The organism is Paenibacillus phyllosphaerae, from assembly GCF_014192105.1.
GTDB lineage: Bacteria > Bacillota > Bacilli > Paenibacillales > Paenibacillaceae > Paenibacillus_Z > Paenibacillus_Z phyllosphaerae.
In genome coordinates this window covers 76,796-98,478 of the sequence record NZ_JACHXK010000010.1, presented here as the reverse complement: position 1 = coordinate 98,478, position 21,683 = coordinate 76,796, and the positions used below count along the sequence as shown (strand labels likewise).

General features: G+C 56.4%; 23 protein-coding genes. 7 read left to right on the top strand and 16 right to left on the bottom strand.

The genetic code is table 11. The annotated features are described in order from the left end of the window. Positions 1-645 precede the first annotated feature (645 nt). The 11 genes from FHS18_RS20345 to FHS18_RS20295 form a co-directional block, all read right to left on the bottom strand. Positions 646-1,458: a class I SAM-dependent methyltransferase gene (locus FHS18_RS20345; protein ID WP_183602007.1), complete on the bottom strand. Its 813-nt coding sequence runs from the start codon at positions 1,456-1,458 to the stop codon at positions 646-648. Positions 1,459-1,515: 57 nt separating this feature from the next. Then, the gene (locus FHS18_RS20340; RefSeq protein ID WP_183602196.1) at positions 1,516-3,063 is read right to left on the bottom strand and encodes a 2-isopropylmalate synthase; all 1,548 of its coding nucleotides are present in this window, start codon (positions 3,061-3,063) and stop codon (positions 1,516-1,518) included. A 1,184-nt stretch (positions 3,064-4,247) separates the two neighbouring features. Then, on the bottom strand, positions 4,248-5,273 hold the full coding sequence (tsaD, locus tag FHS18_RS20335) for a tRNA (adenosine(37)-N6)-threonylcarbamoyltransferase complex transferase subunit TsaD (protein WP_183602005.1): 1,026 nt from the start codon (positions 5,271-5,273) through the stop codon (positions 4,248-4,250). Further along, complete coding sequence (gene rimI, locus FHS18_RS20330; protein WP_183602003.1) at positions 5,263-5,760, bottom strand: ribosomal protein S18-alanine N-acetyltransferase; 498 nt, start codon at positions 5,758-5,760, stop codon at positions 5,263-5,265. Before rimI ends, tsaD begins: the two co-directional genes overlap by 11 nt. Then, a complete protein-coding gene (gene tsaB / locus FHS18_RS20325) occupies positions 5,753-6,613 on the bottom strand; it encodes a tRNA (adenosine(37)-N6)-threonylcarbamoyltransferase complex dimerization subunit type 1 TsaB (RefSeq protein WP_183602001.1) in 861 nt (286 codons plus the stop codon). The genes rimI and tsaB overlap by 8 nt, the downstream gene beginning before the upstream one ends. Continuing rightward, positions 6,610-7,089, bottom strand: coding sequence for a tRNA (adenosine(37)-N6)-threonylcarbamoyltransferase complex ATPase subunit type 1 TsaE (gene tsaE / locus FHS18_RS20320; protein ID WP_183601998.1), 480 nt, complete (start codon positions 7,087-7,089; stop codon positions 6,610-6,612). The genes tsaB and tsaE overlap by 4 nt, the downstream gene beginning before the upstream one ends. 28 nt (positions 7,090-7,117) lie before the next feature. Next, positions 7,118-8,167 carry a thiamine-phosphate kinase gene (gene thiL, locus FHS18_RS20315; RefSeq protein WP_343060607.1) on the bottom strand — a complete coding sequence of 350 codons (1,050 nt, stop codon included), beginning with the start codon at positions 8,165-8,167 and terminating at the stop codon, positions 7,118-7,120. Positions 8,168-8,447: 280 nt separating this feature from the next. Then, positions 8,448-9,320 (bottom strand): YitT family protein, encoded by an 873-nt coding sequence (locus FHS18_RS20310; RefSeq protein ID WP_183601996.1) that lies wholly within the window; start codon positions 9,318-9,320, stop codon positions 8,448-8,450. Between the two features lie 292 nt (positions 9,321-9,612). Further along, entirely contained in the window at positions 9,613-9,774 is a 162-nt protein-coding gene (locus tag FHS18_RS20305; protein WP_183602221.1) for a hypothetical protein, read from the bottom strand. 371 nt (positions 9,775-10,145) lie between these two features. Further along, positions 10,146-10,328 carry an H-type small acid-soluble spore protein gene (locus tag FHS18_RS20300; protein ID WP_183601994.1) on the bottom strand — a complete coding sequence of 61 codons (183 nt, stop codon included), beginning with the start codon at positions 10,326-10,328 and terminating at the stop codon, positions 10,146-10,148. Continuing rightward, entirely contained in the window at positions 10,318-10,539 is a 222-nt protein-coding gene (locus tag FHS18_RS20295; RefSeq protein ID WP_183601992.1) for a hypothetical protein, read from the bottom strand. The genes FHS18_RS20300 and FHS18_RS20295 overlap by 11 nt, the downstream gene beginning before the upstream one ends. A gap of 157 nt (positions 10,540-10,696) precedes the next feature. Between FHS18_RS20295 and ku the strand changes: the two genes are divergently transcribed. The 3 genes from ku to ligD are packed head-to-tail and all read left to right on the top strand — an operon-like array spanning position 10,697 to position 13,791. Beyond that, positions 10,697-11,692 carry a non-homologous end joining protein Ku gene (ku, locus tag FHS18_RS20290; RefSeq protein WP_183601990.1) on the top strand — a complete coding sequence of 332 codons (996 nt, stop codon included), beginning with the start codon at positions 10,697-10,699 and terminating at the stop codon, positions 11,690-11,692. Continuing rightward, positions 11,693-12,901: an ATP-dependent DNA ligase gene (locus tag FHS18_RS20285; protein ID WP_183601988.1), complete on the top strand. Its 1,209-nt coding sequence runs from the start codon at positions 11,693-11,695 to the stop codon at positions 12,899-12,901. Next, positions 12,898-13,791, top strand: coding sequence for a non-homologous end-joining DNA ligase (gene ligD, locus FHS18_RS20280; RefSeq protein ID WP_183601986.1), 894 nt, complete (start codon positions 12,898-12,900; stop codon positions 13,789-13,791). The genes FHS18_RS20285 and ligD overlap by 4 nt, the downstream gene beginning before the upstream one ends. Before the next feature lie 520 nt (positions 13,792-14,311). Here the strand turns inward: ligD and FHS18_RS20275 are convergent. Beyond that, on the bottom strand, positions 14,312-14,566 hold the full coding sequence (locus FHS18_RS20275) for a hypothetical protein (RefSeq protein WP_183601984.1): 255 nt from the start codon (positions 14,564-14,566) through the stop codon (positions 14,312-14,314). Positions 14,567-15,577: 1,011 nt separating this feature from the next. Then, on the bottom strand, positions 15,578-16,123 hold the full coding sequence (locus tag FHS18_RS20270) for a general stress protein (RefSeq protein WP_183601982.1): 546 nt from the start codon (positions 16,121-16,123) through the stop codon (positions 15,578-15,580). A gap of 283 nt (positions 16,124-16,406) precedes the next feature. On the opposite strand from FHS18_RS20270, the gene FHS18_RS20265 reads away from it, so the two are divergent. The 4 genes from FHS18_RS20265 to FHS18_RS20250 all read left to right on the top strand — a co-directional run bounded on the left by FHS18_RS20265 (position 16,407) and on the right by FHS18_RS20250 (position 19,449). After that, complete coding sequence (locus FHS18_RS20265) at positions 16,407-16,733, top strand: STAS domain-containing protein (RefSeq protein ID WP_183601980.1); 327 nt, start codon at positions 16,407-16,409, stop codon at positions 16,731-16,733. A gap of 30 nt (positions 16,734-16,763) precedes the next feature. After that, complete coding sequence (rsbW, locus tag FHS18_RS20260) at positions 16,764-17,243, top strand: anti-sigma B factor RsbW (protein ID WP_183601978.1); 480 nt, start codon at positions 16,764-16,766, stop codon at positions 17,241-17,243. After that, positions 17,240-18,022, top strand: coding sequence for a sigma-70 family RNA polymerase sigma factor (locus FHS18_RS20255; protein ID WP_183601976.1), 783 nt, complete (start codon positions 17,240-17,242; stop codon positions 18,020-18,022). Before rsbW ends, FHS18_RS20255 begins: the two co-directional genes overlap by 4 nt. A gap of 248 nt (positions 18,023-18,270) precedes the next feature. After that, positions 18,271-19,449, top strand: coding sequence for a magnesium transporter CorA family protein (locus tag FHS18_RS20250; RefSeq protein WP_183601974.1), 1,179 nt, complete (start codon positions 18,271-18,273; stop codon positions 19,447-19,449). A 67-nt stretch (positions 19,450-19,516) separates the two neighbouring features. Here the strand turns inward: FHS18_RS20250 and FHS18_RS20245 are convergent, their stop codons facing one another. The 3 genes from FHS18_RS20245 to FHS18_RS20235 form a co-directional block, all read right to left on the bottom strand. Then, positions 19,517-19,690 (bottom strand): hypothetical protein, encoded by a 174-nt coding sequence (locus tag FHS18_RS20245; RefSeq protein ID WP_183601972.1) that lies wholly within the window; start codon positions 19,688-19,690, stop codon positions 19,517-19,519. A 23-nt stretch (positions 19,691-19,713) separates the two neighbouring features. Further along, positions 19,714-20,880 carry a PP2C family protein-serine/threonine phosphatase gene (locus FHS18_RS20240; protein ID WP_183601970.1) on the bottom strand — a complete coding sequence of 389 codons (1,167 nt, stop codon included), beginning with the start codon at positions 20,878-20,880 and terminating at the stop codon, positions 19,714-19,716. Positions 20,881-20,958: 78 nt separating this feature from the next. Further along, positions 20,959-21,513, bottom strand: coding sequence for a DUF948 domain-containing protein (locus FHS18_RS20235; RefSeq protein ID WP_183601968.1), 555 nt, complete (start codon positions 21,511-21,513; stop codon positions 20,959-20,961). Positions 21,514-21,683 lie beyond the last annotated feature (170 nt).

The following is a 21,683-nucleotide window of genomic DNA, read 5'->3' as shown; positions in this document are numbered from 1 at the left end:
GTTTTATCGAAGAGTAAGGATGAGGGCCGCGGGGAAACCTGCGGTCCTTCTTATGTTTTTGTCGAAAAGAATTTTATGGCGATAATCTTCTTGCACAAGCTGATCTAACTTCGCATGCCGCATTCGACATTCCGAAACTGTCGATCGTGTCGACAGCGTGAAGCAGATCGACATCCTGTCGGAAATCCGCATGCCAATAACCTTCATTTGGCAACTATCCACGTTTTCCACAGAATTATCCACATCTGCAGACGAATTGTGCGGCAATTCTGGCATGAACGACGACTCGTTAGTACCAGATCCTTAGCCTTTTTTATGTATACAATGTGTAACGCCGTTAAAAAGCGAATAAATTACACCCACTATCCACATTATCCACAATCGACCTGTGAAGAACTTATCCCCCAATTGTTCACATCGGGGACGTCCGAAAACACTGGGTATTTGAGACTTGTGCACATTTTCCAATTTTTCTGTGCATATTTTTGTGGATAACTTTGGGCGAGAAGTGAACTTATGCCCGTTTCGACAAATATACTGCACCTCATTAACCATCGGATGCAAGGCTTGAACCCTTTTTATTCGACAAATGCTGCTAATACACGAAAGAAAGGCGAATCAGATATACTGATCCGCCCCGATTGGTTAGCATTTGCGCCCAACGTACATCAGATGCGCGGCGCTGCCAAGAATGGAAGGGTCTGCCGCCCTTTCGCAGATAAGCTGCATCATGTGCTCGAATGCCTCCTGCCCTTGGGAACGCCAATGCGCCCAAGCTTCCGCCCCCATGGCACCGGCAATGCTCTCCGATGCGATAAGCGCGAGCGTCTCGAAACCTGCCGCCTCCATAAACGGCTTAATGGCCTCGACTTCCTCGTAATAAGCGCCTGTAAAACGCCCCTCGTCCGTGTGATTGAAGCAGCCTGATTTCGCGAAGTCTCGGATCCCCTGTGCGGTGTGATTCGGCTTCCAGAACAATGGATTCGCCAGCGAAACGGCGAGATGCCGGTTCTTGGGCATAAAAGCGACACAGACAACCCCATTGCGCTTCGTGACGCGATTCAGCTCACGGACAGCGCGTTCCCTGGCTTGCTTCGCTTGCAGATGATACATCGGCCCCAGCATAATAGCAGCTTCGAAGCTGTCGTCCTCGAATGGCGAGAGATCGCATGCGTCGGCGACATGGAAGCCGTCGAAGCGGCCGTCCAACTGCGATTCAACGGCCTTCTGCCTGGCTAATTCGACCAGCCGCGGCGTCAGATCCGCCAACGTGACCCGATAGCCGGAAGCTGCCAGCTGCATCGCGTACTTGCCTGGTCCCGCGCCAATATCCAGCACTCGGCCGGACGACGGCATATAGGTGCGCATGTAATGCAGGTTGACCGCCATTTCGACCGGCTCCCGGTCCAGTCTTCCCCACTCGTCAAATCCGCTGTAGTACTTGATGATCGCCTCCATGTGCCGCTCCACCTCTCCCAGGCTTCAACTCGCCAAACTACTTACGTTCGTTCGCGGTTATACCGCGTCTTGATCGGCTGCCGGTTGATCGGCCGCTCCGCTTAAGATCATCTGATTGCAAGCGCCAACGTAAGCCTGCGCCGCTGCCAGAATAATATCGTTATGGATGGCCGTCCCCCGGAAGCGTCGCCCTTCGTGTAAAATGCTGACGACTGCTTCGCCGCGCGCGTCCTCGCCGGTCGATAACGAATGCAGCTCCAGATCCTCGAACTCGGCCGCTTGCGGGATCGCCTGCTGAATGCAATGGATCACCGCCTCGAGCGGCCCCGTGCCGCTTCCGGTATAGGTCTTCTCGTCTTCGCTGCCGCGCTCCTTGATCGTCACCGACGCGATACGCGAACGCTGCGTGCCGGCCAGCACCTGCAGATCGATCAGCGTGTAAGGATCATGCTGCTGCTGCGTCGATTCGCTCGCCAACCGGATCAGCACATCGTCCGGCACCAGCTTCAGCTCGTCGGCACGCTCCTTGAACCGGGTATACACGTCGAGGAGCTGCGCATCGTCCGGCGTAATGCCATACTCGGCCAGGCGGTGCTTGATCGCATGGCGGCCGGAATGCTTGCCAAGGACGATCATGCTGCGCGGTATGCCCATCGCTTCGGGATCCATAATTTCGTACGTATTGCGGTTCTTGAGCAAGCCGTCCTGGTGAATGCCCGATTCATGCTGGAACGCATTGCGGCCGACGATCGGCTTGTTGAAGGCGATCGGGAAGTTCATCGCCCGGCTGACCATCCGCGAAGCCTCGTAGATTTCGCTAGTCACGATGCCCGTCTCCGCCTGCATGAACGACTTGCGCGTCTCGATCGCCATGACCAGTTCCTCGAGCGAGCAGTTGCCCGCCCGTTCGCCAACGCCGTTCAGCGTCACTTCGATCTGCGTTGCTCCCGCTTGAATCGCGGCCAGCGAATTCGCCACCGCAAGCCCCAGATCGTTGTGGCAGTGGGCGCTGTAGCGAACGGAATCCCCGCCCCGCGCATGTTTGCGAACCGTGCGGAACATCTCTCCGTATTCTTCCGGCATCGCATACCCCAGCGTATCCGGCAGGTTGATGACCGTCGCCCCTTCGGCGATCACCGCTTCCACCAGCTCGATGACGAACTCGCGTCCGGCTCGGCTCGAATCCATCGCGGAGAACTCGATCTCCGGGACGAACTGCTTGCCGTAAGCGACCATATCGCGGGCGATCTGGACCACTTGATCCCGGGATTTCTTCAGCTGAAAATCCAGATGAATATCCGAGGAGGAAATGAAGATGTGCAGCCTGCGCCTAGCCGCATCCTGCGTCGCCTTGATCGCCGCATCAATATCAGCTTTGATCGCACGGGCAAAACCGGCGATCTCCACCGTCTGCAGCTCGCGGGATATCTGCTGGACCGCCGCGAAATCGCCAGGGCTGGATATCGCAAAGCCAGGCTCGATCACGTCCACCCCCAGCTTCGCCAGCTGGCGGGCAATGACGATCTTCTGCTCGGGATCCAGCGAAGCCCCGGGCGATTGTTCGCCGTCTCGCAGCGTCGTATCGAAAATTTGGATTCGTTTCATAGCGGCTTCCGTTGGCTGGCTATTGTTTATCGTCATAAAGGTTAACCTCCTGAAATTTAGGTTTTGTCCAAGGTGAAACGGCTGTCGCCGGATTTATGGCGTGAGCGCGTTTCATTCCGAAGAAATACAAGATGGTTTATAAGCGTAGAACTTATAAATTCTTGTATGTAAAACAAAAACAGCCTGCACGCCCCTTGGTTATTTCCCAAGAGACGACAGGCTGTTCTTAGCAGCGTGCCGCGGTACCACTCTCGTTGCTCGAACCGTCGAAGGTCCGAACCCGCTCACCGATCCTGCGCCCTGCCAGCTGGCTGCTGGGCAAGGGACAACGAAAGATCGTACCCGATTACGGGGGTCAGCCGTCCCGCAGTACATGCACCTTCGATCGCCCCAAGCATGCAAGGGATCTCACGGCACAACTCCCGCGTTCCGCTCTTCAGGCGAGTTCGGACTTCTCCTTCGGCTGCGTCGCACCAAGTTCGCAGCTCTCTGCCGGCGGACTCTTCTCTTAACTACCTGCGAGAAGCCGCCATTCCCGGAACTATCGTCCTACTACTCCTGTTCATTGCGTTTGGTCTATGTTCGTTTACGTTTATACTTGGTCTTGTGTGTATGAAGCTTCCACACCCGCTGCCCGGACATGCTGGCCGAAACGGTACGTCGCCTTCTTCAAGGCAAGGCACGTTTCATCTCAACAAAAAAAGCCTGCCGCCTCCTGATCGTAATCAAGAGACGACAGACTTTACGTCCGCGCGGTACCACCCTTGTTGACGCCTTCTCATCACGCAGCCTCAAGCTGCAGCAAAGGAAACGCCCACCTTTAACGAAACCGTCCGCGACTCTAGAAATCGCGAAAGCTTCGCACCCGATTACGGGGGTTAGCCGTCATGGCGTACATGCGAGGTCTGCAGGGCCTTGGCCTTCGGCCGGTCCACCTTACGCTCTCCGCCATTCCGCTCCCAGGCGAGTTTCAGGTCAGCCGTCGACTGCGTTGCACCAACCCGCAGCTCTCTGTCATCCCGGCGTTACCTTACTGTTCCTGATCATTGCGTTTGAGAAGTATGTCCCTTCAGCATCGACCGATGAATCAGTCGATTGCATCTGGAAGGATGTGTGTGTTGCTGCTTAGTATATGCCAAAGTTAAATCGTCTGTCAATTCTGAATCCAATAAAATTTTCCAATGCTATGATTGAACCGACCAGCCTTCCAGCGAGAACGAAGGCTCCGCCTTCATATCCAGCGAGGTGAATGCCGCGTGCTTCCACTTCAAATGGGCGGCTGCGCCGATCATGGCCGCATTGTCGGAACACAGTGACATCGGAGGCACCAACAGCGGCACCTGCTCCGATTCGCAGCGGGCAGCCAGCGCCGTTCGCAGGCCTTTATTCGCGGCAACTCCACCGCACAACAGCAGCTGCTTCGCGCCTTCGGCATGCACCGCGCGCAGCGCTTTGGTCACGAGGACCTCGATCACCGAGTTCTGGAAGCCGCGTGCAAGCGCGCCTTTGTCCAGGGTAAGACCCTTCATGTTCGCCTGATTGATCGCGGCGAGCACCGCCGATTTCAACCCGCTGAAGCTGAAGTCATAGGAATCCGGCTCGAGCCATGCCCGCGGCAGCTCGATCTCCTCCTCCGCTTCGCCCGCCAGCCGGTCGACGTGCGGACCGCCCGGATATGGGAACTTCAGCGCGCGGGCGACTTTATCGTACGCCTCGCCGACCGCGTCATCCCGCGTCCGGCCGATAATCCGGAAGACGCCCTCGCGCTCCAGCACGACAAGTTCGGTATGGCCGCCGGATACGACCAGCGCGACGCACGGATAGACCAGCTCATGGACGAGCTGATTGGCGTAAATATGGCCGGCGATATGATGCGTGCCGATCAGCGGAATATCCAGCGCCATGGCGAGCGTCTTCGCCGCAATGACGCCGACTAGCAAGGAGCCGACGAGTCCGGGCCCCTGCGTAACCGCGATCGCCGACAACTCCTCGAGCGTCACACCCGCCTCTTGCACGGCCTGTTCGATCATCAGCGTAATCGATTCCACATGCTGACGCGATGCGATCTCCGGCACGACGCCGCCGTATTTCTCATGGGTCTCGATCTGGCTAGAGACCAGATTGCACAATATTTCTTTGCCGCCGCGGATGACTGCGACCGAAGTCTCGTCACAGCTCGTCTCCACCGCTAATATCAGCTCATTCGTCATACGTTTCCCCGCTCTCACGCTGAAGCTCTGCCCACATAATCAAGGCATCCTCTTGGTTGTCCGAATAATAGCCCGGCCGGATTCCGGCAGGCTCGAAGCCCATCTTCTGGTACAGACGCTGCGCGACATGGTTCGACACCCGAACCTCCAGCGTCATCCGCTCCGCGCCGTACATGACCGCGACCCGCTGCAGCTCCGTCAGCAGCCGATGGCCGAGCCCGCGTCCGCGATAGTCGTGGCGTATCGCGATATTCGTCACATGCGCTTCGTCCATAATCGTCCACATGCCGCCGTAGCCGATGACCTCGCCGTAATAGGCCATGACCATGTAGCGGGCAAAATGGTTCTTCGTCAGCTCGTTCACGAAGGCCTCCGCCGTCCAGGGACTGGTGAATGCCTCCTGCTCGATCGCCACAATCGCAGGAATGTCGGCTTGCGTCATCGAGCGGAATTCGAGCTGCTCTTGGTTAAGACCCGATTCACTCATCTTGTGCGCCCACCCCTTGACTCGCCTGTGCCTTCAATCGCGCATTCAAATTCACTTCTGCCTCGGTCAGCTGCGTATAGTTCGGCACGAAGGTGTGGACCTCATCCTGCTCCCCGTCCTGCAGCTTGGCTGCGCCTAGCTCGGCAATCGCGCGTCCTTCCATCGCGAAGGGCAGCAGGCGCACATCGATGCCCAATCCTTCGAGCAGCTCCCGAAGACGAAGCCCTTCCGCTTCATGAACGGCCAACTCGCCTAGTACCACGATGCGCTCGGGACGATCGTCCTGCCCATTCCTCTCGGCCAGCTGCGCCAATTGCGTCACCCAATCCGCCATTAGCCGAATGCCATCCGGAGCCAGACGTTCCCAGCGGTCATCCGAATGCGCGGCGAACAACCCCGTATAGGCTTGTCCCCGGCGGGCATCCATGAGGGGCACGTACCAGTGCGTCCCGCTCCGTGTCGGCTGCGAATCGTCCAGCTGATCAAGCTTAAGCTTGGCCCCGTAGGCCAGCCCTTCAAGACTCGATACGCCGACAAGCGGCTTCTTCCAGATCCATGCCAACGTCTTGCCCAGCGTCACGGCAATGCGGACGCCGGTATAGGAACCTGGTCCTTGGCCTACCGCGATACCGTCCAGCTGATCGGCGCCAATCCCGTTCTCGGCCAGCAACGTCTTGATATGCGATACCGTAAAGACGGAATGATTGCGTTCGGCCAACGACTGCATCTCGCCCAGCACCTCGTTGCCGCGCATCAGCGCCGCCGCGAAAGCGGCCGTCGACGTATCCAAGGCCAGAATGACCGGATTCTTGCTCCCCGCCACGCTAGCTTCACTCGTATGTTGTTCTATCATTCTGTGCCCGCTCCCATCTTCACGAGTTGATCGCACCAGTCGAGGTACGGAGCGCCAATACCCGTAATCGCAATTCTTCGCGCTTCGCCGCCCAGATGCTCGATGTACAGCTCCAGACGGTCCGCCGGCAGCAGCTCCTGAATCAAGCTCGCCCATTCCACGATCGTAACGCCCTCCCCGAAGAAGTACTCGTCGAGTCCGAGCGCGTCCGATTCTTCCAGCGACAGCCGGTATACATCCATATGATAGAGCGGCAGATGCTCGCCCGTATATTCTTTAATGATCGTAAACGTCGGGCTGTTCACGACGCCAGGCACGCCGAGCGCCTTGGCGAACGCTTGCGAGAAGCGCGTCTTGCCCGCGCCGAGATCCCCGTCCAACGCCAGCAGCACGCCGGGCTTCGCCCACGAGGCCAGCAGTTCCGCGAGGGCGATCGTATCGGCTTCCGAAGCAGCATGCCATACGGCTTGTTTCATCGTTCCATCCTCATTTCTATCTCGAACGTTACTTAAAATGATTATATCCCCGCTTCTCTAACGGTTCCCGCACCGGCCGCCCCGCCTTGGCTTCCTGCGGATCGCGCTGCAGCAGCACTCCCGGCCCGCCCGCTTCGACCGTGCCGATCACGTAGAACGGCAGTCCTTCCGCGGTCATCGCTTCTTTGGCGGAAGCCGCATCGGCGGGGTCCATCGTGCCGAGCAGCACGTAGTCCTCGCCGCCGTAGAGCATCCACTCCAGTGGATCGATCCCGCATCGGCGGCCGTAAGCCGCCATGCTGCCGCTAACCGGCAGCATGCCGCGCTGCAAAGCGAGCGTGCCCCCCGACGCCTCGGCGATCTCCCACGCCTCGCTGGCCAGCCCGTCGCTGACATCGTTCAGCGACGTCACGCGGTATCGCGCGGCGAGTAATCGAGCCGCGCGCACGGACGGGGCCGGACGGCGGTGCGCCGCAACGAGCGCCGCCGTCCCCGCAGCCTGTGCCTCGCGGTGCGGCACAGGCTGCTCTCCGCTCGCCGAGCTTGCGGCGAGCAGCCAATGCAGCCCGGCCCCGGACATGCCGACGGGGCCGGTCAAGAACACGGCGTCGCCGGGCCTCGCGCCCGCCCGGCTGACCGCCGCTCCGGCCTCGACGGTGCCCACGACCGTCACGGCCACCACCATTTGCGCCGGCGACGAAGTCGTGTCGCCGCCCACGATCGCGACGCCGTAATGCTCGGCGCACGCGTACAACCCATCGTAGAGCCGGCCAATCCGCGCCGGCTCCCATGCCCTTGGCGCGCTCACCGAGACGAGCGCATGCCGGGGCACCCCGCCCATGGCCGCGATATCGCTAATGTTCGCGGCCAGCGCTTTCCAGCCGACGTCGGCTTCGCTCATCGTCGCGTCATTGAAGTGGACGGTCTCCACCATCGTGTCGACCGCCAGCAGCCACTGCAGCGCGCCGCCCGCATCCGGCGGCGCTTCGACCACGGCCGCGTCGTCGCCAATGCCGAGCACGACGCCATTGTCGCGCAGCCGCTCATCGCTCTGCCGGTCCTTCGTCCAGAAGCGAATGCTTGCGAACTCGTCCAGATGCCTTCGCCTCCTACTTGCGCCCTGGATTCTTACGGCTAGGCAAATCCTTGCTTGCGCACGTCTTCCTTCACCGAATCCGGGACGTTCCTATGGCCTTGCTCCGCACCGGTAAATCCTGCTTAAGACAGGCTTCACCAACCATTGCCTTTATTATATCGGCCCACTCCGCATGCCGCAACAAAAGGCGGGCAGGCGCCAACCTGCTGTTACCAACAGATGTCGCCTGCCCGCCTGAGGGCATAGATGCAATTAACCGGGCTTAGTGAATGTCCCGTTTCTTGAAGCGTCCGCCCTTCACGTCATGAATGTTGCCGACAGCCAGGAACGCGACCGGATCGAGCTCGTGGACGATCGACTTCAGCTTCGCTTCTTCCAGACGGGTGATCACGCAGAAGATGACCTTCTTGCTGCCGCCCGTAAATCCGCCTTCGCCGTGGAGGAACGTCACGCCGCGGCCCAGCCGGCTCATAATCGCTTCGCCGACCTCCTGCGCCTCGTCGCTAATGATCCAGACCGACTTCGATTCGTCGAAACCTTCGACGGTCACGTCGATCATTTTGAACGCAATATAGTAAGCAATGAGCGAGTACATCGCGCTGTCCCAGCCATAGACGAAGCCCGCGCTGCCAAGAATGAACAAGTTGATGAACATGACGAATTCGCCTACGGAGAACGGCAAGTTCTTGCTGAACAGAATCGCCATGATCTCGGTGCCGTCGAGCGACCCGCCGAAGCGAATGACAATCCCGATCCCGATGCCCAGGATAACCCCGCCGATGACCGGCGCAAGGAAAGTGCTCTCCGTTAAAGCATCGACATGGTGCAACAGCTGCGTACCGATCGACATGACGATAACGCCATATAGCGTCGATAACGCGAACGTCTTTCCGATCTGCTTATAACCAATGATGAGAAAAGGAAGATTGAGCAAGAAGAGAAAGATACCAAGAGGAAGGTCCGTCAGATGGGCGAGCATAATCGATATACCCGTGATCCCGCCGTCAATGACTTCATTCGGAACGAGGAAAATCTCCAGCGCGACCGACACGAGCGCGGCGCCGAGCGTAATAAATACGATTCGGCGAAGCACCTCCAGCTTCGACAAACGAATATGTTGTGTTTTTTTCGCCATATCTTACCCCCTAATTTTCGCTTAATATCTTTATTATAGCTTATTTTTGCTCGTTTTCCAAGGTAAAGTCGGCTATTTTGTGAGATGGCTATCATTTTCCTTCGTTTTTCACATGTTTTTGAAGAAATCTTTTAGTTCGTTAAACCATCCGCCTACTGTCACCGGCCAAACAAAAAGAAGCGCATCTCCCTAGTTCAGGTCGATACGCTTCTTATGTCCCGCCGCTCTCATAACTTTCGTCCCTTGGGCCGATTCGCTTATCCTTCATCCTGCTGATCCGTTGTTCCTTGGCTTAGAACATCGGGAACACATAGCGAACCAGGAAGTACAACACGCCGAAGGTTAAGATGATATACGCCGCATACTTGATGAAGGTGGAGGCGACCATGCTAGAATCGTGCCGCTTCTCCACATGACGTTCCTCGATATCGACATTACGGTCTACCATTGCCATCGTAATCCTCTCCTTTTAGTCGCCTTCTCTGCTCTTCATGCGCGCGAGCCAAGGCATTTCGTTAAGTTCCAAGACGGATAGTCAACGGCAGATTCTAATGCTGACTACCTGTCCTCTTAGGCATTTCTACCCTTTCGTAAGAGGGGCCAAACAAAGGTGGCAGGTTCCTTGGCTTTTGCTCCTACCCGCATGCCGTAGCTGAAGTATTGCGTGCGCATCGCCTCCCTGCAGCCGGCAGCACGAAGAACCGCCTCGGCGCGCCGAGACGGTTCGTTCATCTTGTTTATCGTTAAGGAAGGGAATCGTACACCTGATGAACCATGATTCTTTTCCGCTCACCAGGCACGCGACTGCTTGATTCCTATACGGAGTTAACCTTCCACCAATTGCTCCACTTTGACGGTCTCCACCTGAGGCGCAGCTGCGGATTCGATCGTGACGGTCGCGGTTCCTCCGCGTTCATCGACACGTTCAATCCAGACCGGCTTGCCGTCATATTGGACGGGGATCGTCTCTTTCGCTTCCAGTATTGCGATCGCGCGCTCAGTATTCATCGGCAATCATGCTCGCGCTCTGGCTCGATTTGGCGCCCTCCGGCTCCATCGTATCCGTGGTGCTCTCGTCAATATAACCGTTATGAAGCGTCACTTGACCGCCGCCGAGCCCCTCGTTCACCATTCGGTCGATATCCATAAAATAATCATCACGGCCTTCATGCTTCGTGTCATTCGTGGAACCCGTAGGCGAGTTGCCCGCTTCGCTCATCGTACTTATCTCCTTTCTATCCTTGTCACCATAATGGTCTTTCGCATCAAAATATGTCCGTAAAGGTTGAGTTTCATGCATTCAGGGAAGACTGCTACTACGGACTTATGTGATCTGCTTACCGACAAAATGGCCACCGAAAAGGAGTGAAGCGTGAATGCACACGGTATGGAAAGGCGCGATCAGCTTTGGTCTTGTCCACGTTCCGGTCAAGATGTTCTCCGCCACCGAGGATAAAGATATTTCCATGCGGATGATCCACCGCGTCTGCGGCACCCCGATCGCCTTCGTGCGCAAGTGCGACACCTGCGATGCGGAAGTTTCGTTCGACGAGATCGTCAAGGGCTACGAGTATGAAAAAGGGCGCTTCGTCCTCTTCGAAAAGGAAGAGCTCGAATCCGTCAGCGACGAGCGGTCCAAGACGATCACGATACTCGATTTCGTCGATTTGACCGAGATCGATCCGATTTATTTTCAGAAAACCTACTACCTCTCGCCGGACCAAGCAGGCGGCAATGCTTATAACCTGCTGCTCGAAGCGATGCGCCAATCCGGCAAAATCGGTCTGGCCAAAGTATCGATCCGCTCCAAAAGTTCGCTTGCGGCCATTCGCGTGATCGGCGATGCGCTGGCGATGGAGACGATTTTCTTCCCGGACGAGATTCGTTCGATTACGCAGGTACCGGGCTTGCCGGAGGCCATTAACGTGAATGAGAAAGAGCTGACGATGGCGCGGATGCTGATCGAGCAGCTGTCCACCCCGTTCGAGCCGGCCAAATATACCGACGATTACCGCAGCCGCCTGCTGGATCTGATCCAGACCAAAATCGCCGGTGAAGAGGTGCGTGTTGCGCCGGATCAGCAGCAGCGCACGAATGTGCTTGATCTGATGGCGGCGCTGCAAGCGAGTCTGGAAGCCGTGCGGGTCGCTCCCGACGCGCCGGGTACGCTCGATACGGGAGCAGCCGCGACCGCTGTAGCTGCCACGCCGAGCGCCAAGCCTCGCAAGAAAAAAGCCAAGGCGGAAGCCGAGCTGGCGGAAGAGACGGCCGAACCGGTCGGAACCGTTGCCGAGCCCGAAGTGGAGGCTGCCCCGAAGAAGACGACCAAACGCAAAACAAAGGCGGAGAAAACGAAGGAGTCGGTCGTTTAGATGGAACAGGCTTGGCATGATTCACAGCTTGATGGCGGGGAGTCCGTTGACTCCTCTGCTTTAATTTTGGCCGATGGCTCGGGCCTATCCGGGTCAGTGGTTCAGCCTGTCGATGAGGTGCAGGCGCGGACGGATAACGACATACATCCGCAGTCGAATCCCGCTGCAATGCCTTCAATTGGCACGAAACCGGCCGACCTGCCCCGGGAACAAGGTCTAAGACGCCATGAGGCTGCCCTGCTGGAACTCCCGGCCGAACCGATGGCGCCGATCTATGACGAACGGCTGCCCAAGGGAGACGAATGGTGCTATCAGCTCAAGTGGGACGGCGTGCGCATCCTGACGCGCATCCATGAGGACGGCGAGGTCGAGCTCTATTCGCGCAGCATGTTCCTGAAGAATGCGATTTACCCGGAGATCGTCCGTGTCCTGCAGCAGCGGGCGAAGTCGCTTGGGCCTTGCCTGCTCGATGGCGAGGTCGTCTGGTGGAACGGGATTCGGCCGAATTTTCAGCAGGTGCTGAAACGGGAGCGCTCGCGCGGATCGTCCATTGCTTCGATCAAAGGCGATGGCGATTCCGGCAGCGGCAGCACGACTGGCTCAGGCGGCGGACTTGTATACGTCTTATTCGATCTGCTGGCTGACCGCGGGACCGATCTGCGTCAGCAGCCATACTCGGAGCGGTATCGGATGTTATCCGAGAAATTCGGCGAGAAGGATCCCCAGTTATTCGTGACGGATATGTTCCAAGATGGCGATGCGTTGTGGGAATGGGTCGAATCGAATCAATGGGAGGGCGTCGTCAGCAAGCGTCTTAGCAGTTCCTACATAGAGGGCAAGAAGCACCGGGATTGGTACAAGAAGAAAACGGCGGTGCTGCTCGATGTCGACATCGTCGGCCTCAAGTGGCGCAGCGGCATGATCGCGAGCCTCGTTATGGCTTACGAGGGCAGCTATCTCGGATCCGTCTCCTCGGGTCTGAGCGAGCCGCTGCGCAAGGTGCTCATGTCGACGTTCCGGCCAGGCGGGAATCCCGTCCCTGCGCTGCCTTGCCCGTTCCCCGGCATGCCGGACGATCTGAAGCGCGAAGAGGTGCAGTGGCTGCATCTGCCGTTCCGATGCCGCGTTACGGGGCTTGAGGTCACGTCTGCCGGCCAGCTCCGCCATCCCAAGCTGGTCACGTTCCTGCCGAAGGACTCGCTCTCATGAGCCGCGCCGTCAAAGGCACCATCGTCGTCGAGGGCCAGGAGATCACCGTCAGCAATCCGAATAAGATGCTGTTCCCCGAGATGGAGATCACGAAGGCGATTTTTCTGCAAAAGCTGACCGTATTGTCGCCCTGGCTTATGAAACATTGCCAGGACCGGTACCTGACGACGATCCGATTCCCGGACGGCGTGCACGGCAAATCGTTCTATCAGAAGAATAGTCCGCAGCCCGCGCCGCCGTTCGTTCATATCGATGAACATGGCGGGATTCAATACGTGCGGCTGGATTCGCTGCCCGTGCTGCTGTGGCTCGGGAACCTGGCTTGCATCGAGTATCACGCTTCTTTCGACCGGATCAGCAATCCGGTGAAGCCGACCGAATGGGTGCTTGACCTCGATCCCTCCGTGGAGGAAGAGCCGCGGATTATGGAGGCGGCGTCGCTCGTTGGCGATCTGCTCGAATCGCTCGGCATCGAGTCCGTGCCGAAGACGTCCGGTGCCACCGGGGTGCAGATCATCGTGCCGCTCGTGCAGGACATGACCTTCGATGAACTGCGGGTGATCGGGGAATTCGTGGGAGCCTATTTGTCCGACCGATATCCGAAGCTGTTCACGATCGAGCGGCTGAAGAAGAATCGCGGCGACTTGATCTACATCGATTACCTGCAGCATTACGAGGGCAAAACGATCGTCGCGCCCTACTCTCCGCGCGCCCGCATCGGCGCTACGGTATCCACCCCGCTGCATTGGTCCGAAGTCCGGCGCGGCGCCGCCATCACCGACTTCAATCTGCTGAACATCACCTCCCGGTTGGAGCAGGAAGGCGATCTGCTTACGCAGGCAGCGCCGCAATCACTGCGCTCCATTCTGAGCTTCATCACGAAGAAGTAGCCTCTGAACGAGCAGCTCCGGCTGGTTGGCAGGGGCTGTTTGGTACTAAGCCAGGCAGTTTTGGTTTTGTAAAGCTATATCATTTCTCGCAGAGGGATAACCCTCACAACTTTATAACCATGAACTCGTCTATGCTGTGTATCCGTTGGGGCGATAATGTTACGCTTGGTCATCTTCTTTAGCAAATACCGAGCTTGATCCGTTGTGATATTTAAAAATTCAGCGACCGTTCTAACCTTAATACGGCTCTCTAGAAGGCCCAATCTAACCACATCGCGCTCTTGTGAGCTCATACCGTCCCATTCCTCGTTTCCTTGGATGCCCTTTGACCACCTACCTAAGAGCTGTTGCAGTACTTGTTGGCAACGTCTCGGCTTTTCATTAATGTCATCAAACGTAAAACGTATAACGAACCAACCATCGATGACCAAGTGATTCTGACGCATTAAATGATCAGAGAATTGCCATCTGCTCTGATCACGCCAATGGGCCCCGTAACCATCAATCTCTATGCAAAGTTTCAGATCTCCCTGGAGATAGGCAAAATCAATGAACCTTGTCCATCTTTGAAATCCTTTATTTCATACTCGGGATGGAGATTGTCTAGTTTATTAAACGCAGGTAGCCATACCCGTTCAATAAATAACCGTTCCGCGTATCCCAATCCTGCAGCGAGTCTACTTCTATTCTCTTTGCTTTGATTACGTTTGGTTGATTCTAACCAGCGCTGAATCATTTCGGAATACGATAGGCTAACCGTCGTATGGCTCGTCATTGTACAGTCCCTCCGTAGCAATAAAAAACGCGCTGCTCAACCGGGACTCCGGTTAAACAGCGCGTTCTTCGCGTTATTTACGTTTATGTTACTCAAAAGAAAGCCTTTCTGCAACTCTCTCGCTGTTTTAAGCCGCAGATTTACCACTTTTCCGCATCAACGCTACCACGTAGCTCGATTTAGTCGCAGATTTACCGCTGTTCCGCACCAGCGCTACCACTCAGTTTGGTTTAGTCGCAGATTTACCACTATTCCGCATCAGCGCTACCACGCAGCTCGATTTAGTCGCAGATTTACCACTATTCCGCATCAGCGCTACCACGCAGCTCGATTAGTCGCAGATTTACCGCTATTCCGCATCAGCGCTACCACACAGCTCGATTTAGTCGCAGATTTACCGCTGTTCCGCACCAGCGCAACCACGTAGCTCGATTTAGTCGCAGATTTACCGCTGTTCCGCACCAGCGCAACCACGTAGCTCGATTAGTCGCAGATTTACTACTATTCCGCATCAGCACTACCACGTAGCTCGATTTAGTCGCAGATTTACCGCTTTTCCGCACCAGCCCTACCACGCAGCTCGGTTTAGTCGCAGATTTACTACTATTCTGCATCAGCACTACCACGTAGCTCGATTAGTCGCAGATTTACCACTATTCCACATCAGCGCTACCACGTAGCTCGATTAGTCGCAGATTTACCACTATTCCGCCTCAGCGCTACCACGCAGCTCGATTTAGTCGCAGATTTACCAATGTTCCGCATCAGCGCAACCACGTAGCTCGATTAGTCGCAGATTTACCACTATTCCGCATCAGCGCTACCACGCAGCTCGATTTAGTCGCAGATTTACCGCTGTTCCGCATCAGCACTACAACGTAGTTTGGTTTAGTCGCAGATTTACCGTTTTTCCGCATCAGCGCAACCATTAATCCTCGCTCCAGTCGCCTCCTTCTCCCCCTCCCCACAAAAAACGCAGCCGGCCTCAGCCGACTGCGTCTTCACTCCAATCTACAGCACCGCGCTAGCGCCGATGCGGCGGAATACGGCTTCCGCGGATCCGGCGGCCGTCAGATTCGGGCCGTCGTTGCCCGACGCGTTCCCGATATCGGCGGCGACGATGATCGCGCCTTCGGCGATGGCGTCCCGGCACGTCGTGGCCGCATCGCCGGTAATGCCGAGGTCGCGCAGCGCCGACTCCATGGGCGAGTCGTCGTCGCCGAATACGGCTGACCCGCCGATCGCCGGCGCGCCATAATATGGCGCCGCGCCCACTGCCGACGGCGTCCCCGCCAAGTAAGTGCCGGCTACGACGCCCGCTCCCGGGCCGACGATGCCGATTAGGCCGTCGCCGTCTTCACCCGCCTGGTCGCGCGCGGCGGTGATCTCATTCAATTCATCGGCGTGCACGTCGGTTTCCGCCTCCACGCGATGCGAATGTTCGCGGTCTTTCGCGAATACTTTTATGGCATGGTTGCTGAAGCCTTCCGCCTCGAGTGCTTGTACCGCATTAATCGCTTGCTGCTCCGTATGGAATATCCCGATTTCGTAAGCCATATCCATTATCCCTCCAATAGCTGCCGCGAAGCAGCGATTTCAGTTGCTTGTGGATGTCATGTTCGTACGCTTGGTATACCCTGTTTCTTCGCGATTCAATCGGATAAAATAGAAATAGATGCCAAAGCGCCGCAATGTGTTTCAACCTGATTCCGAGCGGTTAATTCTTCATTACGAAGCAATTAGCCGTACGCTTACCCCATGTTTCCTCAATCGATTCATTCCCGATTTACTTACGGAGCGAACAGCTACATAAATACGAATAACAGGAGAGGTCCCCGCTATGAAACAAACCGATAAATTGATTCTGCGAACCGAGAACAAAGAAGGCAAGTGCACCGTGTATGTCGGAGGTGAGCTTGACTTGGAATCGGCGGCGCAGATGAGAGCGGCCATGTCGCCCCTCGTGGAGCTGTCGGACCGCGAGCTAACGATTAACCTTCGCGATCTCCGCTACGTCGACAGTACCGGCATCGGCATCATCGTCTCGGTATTGAAAGCACGTCACGCGAATAACGCACCTTTTGCCGTCGAAGCGATCCCGCCCAATATCCGCAAACTTTTCGATATGACCGGTATTACACCTTTTCTGCTCAAGCAGCAAGCCTGATCGTCACGAAGAAAGGAACGAGACTACGCCATGAAAGCTAATGAAGAAGTCGTATTGCTACAGGTTCCAGCGTCTGCGGAATATATTGATCTAGTCCGGCTTACGCTCTACGGCCTCGCCGTCAAGATTGGTTTCTCTTATGAGGAAATCGAAGATATGAAAGTCGCCGTATCCGAGGCCTGCAACAACGCGGTCTTGTACGCTTACGGCGATCTGCCGCACGGTTCTACGGCATCGGCGCCGGACGTTGCTCCGCGCATTGAGATTCGGTTCATCAAACAAGCCGATGCCCTCTCCATTGTCGTCAAGGACGACGGACGCAGCTTCGATGCTGCAGCCGCTGCACGCAAGGCGCAGCCGGCAACCGGCAAGTCGGTCGAGGAGCTGCAAGCAGGCGGCCTTGGCCTCTATCTTATGCAGGCGCTCATGGATCAAGTTGAAGTGAACAGCGAAGCTGGAACGGAAGTGGTTTTGACCAAGCGCCTGGTCAGAAGTGGGGAATTGGCATGAATCTTCAGCCGGCCAAGCAGTCGCCTGCGTCCGGGGCGGATCTGATTCTGGCTTACCAGAGTAATCCGTCCAACGACGTAGCAACGACGCTGATCGAGCATTATGAGCCGATGGTCCGAATGGCGGCCGGTAAAATTTCGCGCAATCGCCCTGATTTATATGAAGATCTGCTTCAGGTCGGACAGATCGCGCTAATCCGCCTATTCCGGCAGTTCGATATGAGCCTTGGCGTTCAATTCGAACCTTATGCCATGAAGAGCATCATCGGCCACATGAAAAATTTCTTAAGGGACAAGTCATGGTACGTGCAGGTCCCCCGTCGCATCAAGGAAAAAGGCATTGCCGTCCAGCAGGCCGTCGATGATCTGACCGTCAAGCTGGAACGCTCGCCCAAGATCGAGGAAATCGCCGAATACATGGACCTCTCCATCGAGGAGACGACCGAGATTCTCGCGGGCCGCGAGCTCTATCATTATGTGTCGCTCGATACGCCGATCTCGGAAGAAGAGAACACGACGACGCTCGGCGATCTGATCGGCTCTCCCGCCGATGACTACGAGACGGTCGACAAGAAGCTGGATTTGCAGCATGCGATGTCGCAGCTGAAGCCGCAGGAGCAGCAAGTGCTGCTGATGATCTACCAGGAAGGACTGCCGCAACGGACGATTGCCGATCAGCTGGGCGTATCCCAAATGAGTATCTCGCGCATCCAGCGGCGTGCCATCGAGAAGCTGAAAGCGTTGCTTAGCGAAGGTCAGGAAGATGCTTCGTATAGCTAAGCTTCGAATGAATGCAATCCTATTCTTATTGCCTTTGTCCTTTATTCGCCATCATTCCCAATTCAATAACCGCTCGGACAAGCACGCTTGCTTCGGATTATCCGGAAGCGGCGTGCTTTTGCCGTTCTAACCGCATCGCTGTTAATTTTGACCAAAGAAAGTTGTGAAAGCGCCCTATTAGCGTTATGATGAATGACATATACTTGAAATGAGATGAACCGGCTTTCGAATCGGGAGGATCACCGTTTATGAATCATCGTATGCTGAGGTTCCCTTCCCAGTGGGATTGGCATGTGCTCCATCTGCAGCGTCCGCTCTCCGAAGGGATGAGCCGCCGAAGCAAGCATGCTTCTACCGCTTCACGGGCAGAAGTTGACAAGCGAAGCGAATATTCGTTTCTGGCCAAAGACTCGCCTTCCCAGGCGCGCCAGCTGACGCCCGATTCCGCTTCCGAATTCAGGGAGAGCTTCCGGCACGAGCTGAAGGACGAGCTCCCCGAGCTGGGCAATTGGCTCGAAGAGGCCGAGCGCTGCAATCACAACCATATTGCCGTATCGGAGCTGAACGGCGGCGTGCCGGTGCTGCATGGCACCTTGCTGTTCCAAGTTTCGGAGGACTCGGAGGATATTACCCCGCTCCACTTCTGGATCACCGCCAAGAAATTGGTTACCGTTCATCATGATCTGCGCCTCTCCGTTCGGTTGGCGATGGATCCATGGAAGGACAAGCTGGATCGGTGCGAATCCGCGCCGGAAGCCTTCTTCGTTATTATCGGCTGCGTGCTGGAGACGTTCCACGCCGGCTTGGACGGCTTCGAGACCCGCTTGGGAGAGCTGGAGCGATCCATGCGCACGCGCAACCGTACCGGAATCATGAACAATATTTTCGAACGCAGATACGACCTATTGCATTGGAGCCACCTGTTCATTCCGATCCGCGAGATCCATGGCGCGGCCAAAGAAGCCTTCCTCGACATGCTCGTCGAGCAAGAGGAGTTCAAACGGATCGAATACAAGCTCGATCGGATCGGCGTACTGCTGACCCACTATGCGATGGAGATTGATACATTGCTCGCGATGGATGACGCGATCTCCAGTTTCCGGGGCAATGACATCATGAAGACGCTGACGATCTTCACCGCCCTCTTCTCCCCGGCTACCGTGGTCGGTGCCTTATGGGGGATGAACTTCGAGAAGATTCCATGGGCTACGGAACCTTACGGCTTCATCGTTACGACGGCCGTCGTCGTCATCTCCACGGTCCTTATTTATTGGTGGCTGTGGCAGAAAGGCTGGACGGGCGATCTTCTGAACGGGCAACGGCCCAATACCAAGCTAAGGACGGATAAACGCCGCAGCCGGAGCCGCCGGCCAGGTCCGCCATCCGATCCTGCCGAAGACGAAAAGGGAAATGTCCACGTCGGGTAGAGAAGCTTAACCGCTTCCCTTCATACCCGGATGGACATCTCCCTTTTTGCGTACCTTGCCTTGTTGCTTACTTGATGGAATGCTGATCGACCTTCGGGTCGCTCAAACCAATCCATCTGATGGAATGCTGATCGACCTTCGGGTCGTTCAAACCAATCCATCTGATGGAATGCTGATCGACCTTCGGGTCGTTCAAACCAATCCATCTGATGGAATGCTGATCGACCTTCGGGTCGCTCAAACCAATCCATCTGAACGAAAGGCCTACAGAATATCAACGACGACCAAGCAACGGTCGTCCTGTCGGTTGGAATCATCTGTGCGGAACAGCTCTTCCTCGAGCTGATCCTGGGCAATGTGGCTGCCATACGGCTGGAGCAGCGCCTTCAACTGCTGCAGCTGATCCTCATCATCCTCTTCGGCTCCGACCAGATCGAAGATGCCGTCCGTGACGAGCACGATCCGGTCGCCTTCGCCGATCTGAACCGTATGCTTCTGCACCTGAATGTTATCGAACATCCCGATTGCAATCCCGCCTTGCGCGAACGTCTCCACCTCGCCGCCGGCGCGAATGAGCATGCCTGCCGGATGACCGGCATTCACGTATTCGACCTGCCGCTGCTTCACATCCACGACCATATACAGCGCGGTAAAATAATACTGAATGAGCTGGTCGGCAAATTGCAATTGCTGCGACCTGCGATTCAGCTCCAGCGCGACCAACTGCGGGTCCACCAGCTTCGTCATTGCATCCTTCAACACCGAAGCGATGAACATGCAGACGAGCGATGAGGATATGCCATGTCCCATTGCGTCGATGACGGCGACACCGTAGCGGTGCTCGTCGATTTTGTGCCACGCGTACAGATCGCCGGACAGCTCCTCGGACGGGCGGAAGATTGCGCCGATCCGAATCCCTTCTTCGACGAGTGGTTGCGGGAGGACAGCGCTCTGCACCTCGCGCGCGAGCTGAAGCTCCTCGCGTACCCGGCGGTCGCGCACCTTATGCCAGTCCTTCTGTTCTTTCAGACGCAAGGCTACACGAATCCGTGCAAGCAGCTCGATCCGATTGATAGGCTTGGTCACATAATCGATCGCGCCGGCATCCAGCGCCTCGGCCAACTTCTTGGAATCCCCGATCGCCGTAACCATAATGATCGGGATATCCCGCAGCCGCTCCGTCTGATAAATGGCGCGGCAGGCCGAGATGCCGTCGACGCCCGGCATCATCATATCCATCAGAATCAGGTCGATTCCGTAGTCATCGCCTGCCGCATCCGTATCCTGCTGCCCGTCCGGACTTAAGCCGAGCAAGCCAAACAGTTCCATTCCAGATGACGCCGCCACAATATTCGTATATCCCGCGCGCTTCAAAATCTCATGCACGACGGTCACGTTCATCGGGTTATCATCTACGACTACTATGCGCATCTCAATTCTCCTAAGCTTCACATGAATACTTGGTCACAACGTTCTCCTTCTATTCTACTACGCTCGCTTGGCGATATGCTAGCGGGACCCGGTAATCGCACGGGCAACCTTCACGCCAGTCTCCATCCAATCCAGCCACGACAGCGAACTCGACTTTACATTGCCGGCTTGTCCTTCGACGCTAATCGAATGCGCCGGACGAAGGCTGTCATGTCCAGCGTCGATTGCCAGGCTTGGCACCGGCTCAAGGGAGGCGGCAGCTTCCTTCGCCGCTTTGCGGGCTTCCTGTTTGGCAGCGAGGGTTTGCGCACGCTGTTTCAGCTTATCCGTCCAGATCGAGGAGAAGTTGTGCGCTACGGTAGCAACCTCATTCAGCACCTCGCCTGTCTCGCGTACCGATTCGACCAGCGGATCGATGGCCGTCAGCTTGCTTTCCGCCTGATCGGCAATTCGTTTAGCGCTTGTAACGATCTCGCTTACATCGCCTTTAACGGTATGCACCACCGATTGTACCTCGGTAAGCGTCTTGCTCGCCGCATCCAGCGAAGTTTGAACCTTCTTTAAGGTTTGAATTAAGAAAAAGACCAATACCGCGACCGATAAACCGATGATTAACATTGCCACTTCGAACATGTGCATCCCTCTCCTTCAAAGCGATTCGTCTTTCGAAACTCTAGTCATTGGTTACCCGTCCACACTTCTTTTGAATCCCTCGTTTCAAGGGTGGATGAGACGGTTAAAGTCCGAACAAGCAAGGTGAAACGACGCTAGCCACTAGGCAGCGCAGCGCGTTTCATTCCGAA